Source organism: Tepidanaerobacter sp. GT38 (assembly GCF_021991635.1).
In the GTDB taxonomy this organism is placed as follows: domain Bacteria; phylum Bacillota; class Thermosediminibacteria; order Thermosediminibacterales; family Tepidanaerobacteraceae; genus DTU063.
Genome location: NZ_JAFFJA010000020.1, coordinates 1 through 4,581 on the forward strand (window position 1 = coordinate 1; position 4,581 = coordinate 4,581).

Consider the following 4,581-nt stretch of genomic DNA (forward strand, 5'->3'; position numbering starts at 1 on the left):
CACCATGATTTCCTTTACGGTCAAGCCCTTAAGGCTTTGAGTAATCGTAACGCGCTCTTTTCGCTCTATAACCATCTCCACGACGGACTTGTCAATAACTCCGGTTTTGACAAGGTCCTGAGCATAGGTTCCTATTACCTCTTCCTTTGTATATCCCGACATCTGGAGAAGCCTGTCATTAATGTTCAAAAACCTCCCTTTGCCATCGGTAATATAAATGCCGTCATAACTGGATTCCAGTATGGCATTTAACTGTTCCCTGACAAAGTCATTTTCGATTATGGTTGACATGGCATATACTCCCTTAAAAAATTGTAATATTAATTACTTCTTTAATGTCTGTGAAAGTCCTTCTTATCTTAAAATTGATTTGTTTTAACTTTCATTCTTAACATCAATTTTTACATGCAGGATTTTGTTTTTACTGACACTAAAAAGAAGGAAAATCCTTTTTTGCGGTGAATATAAATATTAGAAAATAAATATGACAACTTATTAGGTGCCCGTTTAGGGGAGAATAGGGAATCAGGTGCAAGTCCTGAGCGGTCCCGCCACTGTAAGCAGGAGCCGTCCACATTATGCCACTGGAGGCAAAAGCCTTTGGGAAGGCGTGGATGGGCTATGAACTGCGAGCCAGGAGACCTGCCTAATAAGAGAGTCTTTTAGGATGATGGTAAAGTCCTAAGATTGAATTCTATTCAATCTTAGGACTTTTTTAATACAGTTGGGACATTTTAAAGTTACCCATAAGGACTTGCAAGTGGCCCAACGCAATGACTTGTCAAGACTAACCTAACTCGCTTATAAGCACTTAAAAAGTTTATAATAATAAAATTTACAGGAGGAATTGTTATGAGCAAGCTTGAGCTGACCTTACAAAAAATTAACCCCTTGGATGAGGCCGTCATGGAAAAGACCCAAAGACGGCTGGATGAACTGACAAAGCCACAGGGAAGTTTGGGAATGCTTGAAACTATCGCAAAGCAGATTGCCGGCATCACGGGCCAGGTGATTCCGGAACTGCCGAAGAAAGCAGCTATCCTGATGGCAGGAGACCACGGCATCGTCAAGGAAGGTGTGGCGCCTTATCCTCAGGAAGTTACTGCCCAAATGGTGCTAAACTTCGTAAACGGCGGTGCTGCCATGAGCGTGCTGACCAGGCATGAGAATGCTAAGCTCTACGTGGTGGATATCGGCGTTGCCACAGACCTGCCGGACGTGCCAAACATCATTAAAAGAAAGGTAGCCTACGGGACAAAAAACATGGCTGAAGGTCCGGCTATGACCGAGGAGGAAGCAATCAGGGCCATTGAGGTCGGTATTGAAATAACAGAAGAAGCAATCAGCGAAGGTGCGGGTTTAATTGCCATCGGCGAAATGGGAATCGGAAATACCTCCCCCAGCACGGCCATCATAGCAACGTACAGCGGTCTCCCGGTCAAAGAAGTAGTAGGCAGGGGCACCGGTGTTGATGACGAGGGACTGAAAAAGAAGATAGCCGCTATAGAAAAAGCATTGGAGGTAAATAAGCCAGACCCTGCCAAGCCCATTGAGGTTTTAGCCAAAGTTGGAGGCTTGGAGATCGCCGGCTTGACAGGTGTGATACTTGCCTGTGCAGCAAATCGGGTACCGGTCCTAATCGACGGCTTTATTTCAGGAGCTGCCGCGGTAATTGCATCAGAAATTGCCCCCCTTGCCAAAAACTACATGCTTGGCTCTCACCTTTCGGAAGAGCCCGGTCACAAGGTCATGCTGGAATACTTAAAAATAAAGCCCATGTTAATTATGAATATGCGCTTGGGCGAAGGTACCGGCGCTGCTCTCGCCATGAATCTGGTTGATGCAAGTCTGAAGATACTAAGGGAAATGGCCACTTTCGCCGAAGCGGGCGTATCCTCAAAATAAATATGATTACAATTTAAGGAAAACACAGTTATAAACTGTTGTTGTGTTGATACTAGCCTATTGAAGCCACAATCCCTCTGCAAAGCAGAGGGATTGTTATTCATGATTAAAATTACCTTAAAATGGTTTAATATGCCAACTGAACTCAAAATCACATAAAAGAATACTACATATGTTACCAAAAAGCCCCATATCTCCCAATCTTTATGGGATTATGCCATGGCAATTTCCCTGCCGTTAGATGTTGGAGCCTACTGGCAACGACTTATCTTCGCAATTTAAATCCCCTCATTTCTCCTGCCTCATTTTTTACCGTCAACATAATTGCAAATTCCTTTTCCTTGGATAAAAAATAAAAATCTTGCTGAATCCAACTGCGTTTTAAACTTGCTCAAAGGGGCAAACTAATCCTGGTGATGCTTCATGGATATATTCATACCAAAAAGGGCGTTATTTGAGCGAGATGCACTAGACTACCCGATAGGAAAGCACATCTATCACAAAATGCAGGAACTAGGTGTGGAAACATCTTTTATAGGCTCCCACAACCGAGTTACCGGAATCCCCGGGAAGACGGCACAGGAGGCTTATCTTGAAGGGAAAAGGACTTTGGTGGTGGGGATAAGGAGGACCCTGGACTTTCAGACCTGCAAGCCTTCGGCCCATTACCAGCTGCCGCTAGTAACCAGCTGTATCGGAGAATGCGAGTACTGTTACCTAAATACCACGCTGTGGAAAAAACCTTACATTAGAGTGTATGTTAATATTGATGATATCCTGGCCCGGGCAAAGGACTATATTAATGAAAGAAAGCCTGACATAACCGTGTTTGAAGGCTCCGCCACATCCGATCCCCTGCCCGTGGAGCCTTACAGCGGCTTGTTAAAAAAATCCATAGAATTTTTTGGTGATGAAGAGTTCGGTCGCTTTAGGTTTGTAACCAAGTTTACCAACGTAGATTCCCTCCTTGATGTAAATCACAAGGGCCATACCACCTTTAGATTTAGCATAAATTCGGAAAGCGTTATACGAAAATTTGAGCACCGAACCCCGCCTTTAGATGAGAGGATAAAGGCAGCTGTAAAAGTGGCTGCTGCAGGTTATCCCCTGGGTTTTATCGTAGGTCCCATATTCTATTATCCTGAGTGGCAACAGGAGTACGGCCATATGCTTGAAAGTCTCGCACTGCAGCTTTCGGGCAAAATAAGTGCTCCGCCGGCCTTTGAACTTATCACCCACCGCTTTACCAAAAGGGCCAAGCAAAATATTTTAGAGGTATTTCCAAAGACACAACTTCCCCTTGATGAAACAGACAGAAAGTTTAAGTACGGTCAATTTGGTTACGGAAAATCTATTTATCCCGAAGCACAGATGGCAGAAATGAAGGCATTCTTTGAAGACAAAATAAAGGCAACTTTCCCCCATGCCCAAATCTCTTATTTTGTATAAACACTCGTTATTAAAAGAATGAATGGCATTTACCATACAATGATTAAAATGTAAAAAGGCCTTAAAGAGGCCTTTCAGACTGTAGACAAAAATGGCATCCAAGAAAAAATCTTGGATGCCATTTTTTGATGTGCGATAAAAAATATGATGCGAGAGCTACAGCTGATACTACAGGCTGTGGTGTAGGTGGCTTTGTCTTCTGTTTTCTTTTCCATATCGCTAATTTCTTTAAATTCATGCATGCGAAAACAAGCGTGAGGTAATGTTCTACTTTCCTCAAGCCTCGGTATTGTGTGTAACGCATCCCATGTTTCTCTTTAGCGTCGGCAAAGACTCTCTCTATCGTCTCCCCACGCATCTTGTATAGGTCTTGTCCCCTCTTGGTGTGCCTTAGGTCTTCTGCTATTTCCACATAGTCTTCCCATATATGCCTACTAACCACTTTCGTCATATTCTTGCTCTGGGTGCACTTTTCCCTTAAAGGGCATCGGCAGCAGATCTCAGGGTCGCTTTTGTATTGCCTGTAGCCCCCTCTGTCAGTGGTGCTATATGTTAATACTTGATTGTTCGGACAAATTATGCAATCGTAATACTCATCATAGACATAGTCACGTTTCTTAAAAAAGCCTTTTTTAGTCATGGGCCTCTTGTAAGGCATGATGGGGTCTTTGCCAGCTTTTATGATTTCACGGCAAATGGCCGGTGTCTTATATCCAGCATCTACTACTACGGCTTCTATCTCAGGATGTTTACCAACTACTTTTTGAAATACATCAGAGAATACTTGACTATCATGTTGATTGCCAGGAGCTGCTTTTAATCCTAAAACAAAGTTATTACGATCACAGGCTACCGTTACGGTGTAAGCAAAACATTTTTCTTTTTCCCCTTTGTGAAACATCCCGCTTTCTGGGTCAGTTGTGCTTTCCTTGATTACCTTATCTTTTCCCTTGCTACTGTCTCCTGATGTATTGTTTGTATCTCCTGTATTATCTTCATCGCTGTCTTGTTCTTCTTCAAAGGGTTTCTTACCATTTGCAATCCTTTCTTGATTTATTTCTTCTAATAACTCTTTTTTACTTTGTTGCACCCGCTGTTTAGCAATTTTCTTTATATACTTCTTCTTGTTGGCATTGGCTTTTACATGGGTGGCATCGATAAAGATAGCGTCAGCACAGATAAAGCCACACTCTATGGCTTCTGTTAAAATCCGCTCAAAGATTTTTT

The 4,581-nt window shown here is 42.8% G+C and carries 4 protein-coding genes and 1 riboswitch; of the genes, 2 read left to right on the forward strand and 2 right to left on the reverse strand.

Annotation, left to right across the window (positions count from 1 at the left end; genetic code table 11):
* Positions 1-291: PAS domain S-box protein (locus JT739_RS04195; RefSeq protein ID WP_237659845.1), on the reverse strand; the 291-nt coding region annotated here is incomplete at its 3' end.
* A 189-nt stretch (positions 292-480) separates the two neighbouring features.
* Positions 481-665: riboswitch (cobalamin riboswitch) on the forward strand.
* 187 nt (positions 666-852) lie between these two features.
* On the opposite strand from JT739_RS04195, the gene cobT reads away from it, so the two are divergent.
* Entirely contained in the window at positions 853-1,905 is a 1,053-nt protein-coding gene (cobT, locus tag JT739_RS04200; RefSeq protein ID WP_237659846.1) for a nicotinate-nucleotide--dimethylbenzimidazole phosphoribosyltransferase, read from the forward strand.
* 423 nt (positions 1,906-2,328) lie between these two features.
* Complete coding sequence (gene splB / locus JT739_RS04205) at positions 2,329-3,354, forward strand: spore photoproduct lyase (RefSeq protein WP_237659847.1); 1,026 nt, start codon at positions 2,329-2,331, stop codon at positions 3,352-3,354.
* 61 nt (positions 3,355-3,415) lie between these two features.
* On the opposite strand, the gene JT739_RS04210 is transcribed toward splB, so the two are convergent.
* Positions 3,416-4,581: IS1182 family transposase (locus JT739_RS04210; protein ID WP_237659848.1), on the reverse strand; the 1,166-nt coding region annotated here is incomplete at its 5' end.

Coding starts and splice junctions, on each gene's coding strand:
- cobT (WP_237659846.1), top strand. CDS start 853: ATGAGCAAGCTTGAGCTGACCTTACAAAAAATTAACCCCTTGGATGAG.
- splB (WP_237659847.1), top strand. CDS start 2,329: ATGGATATATTCATACCAAAAAGGGCGTTATTTGAGCGAGATGCACTA.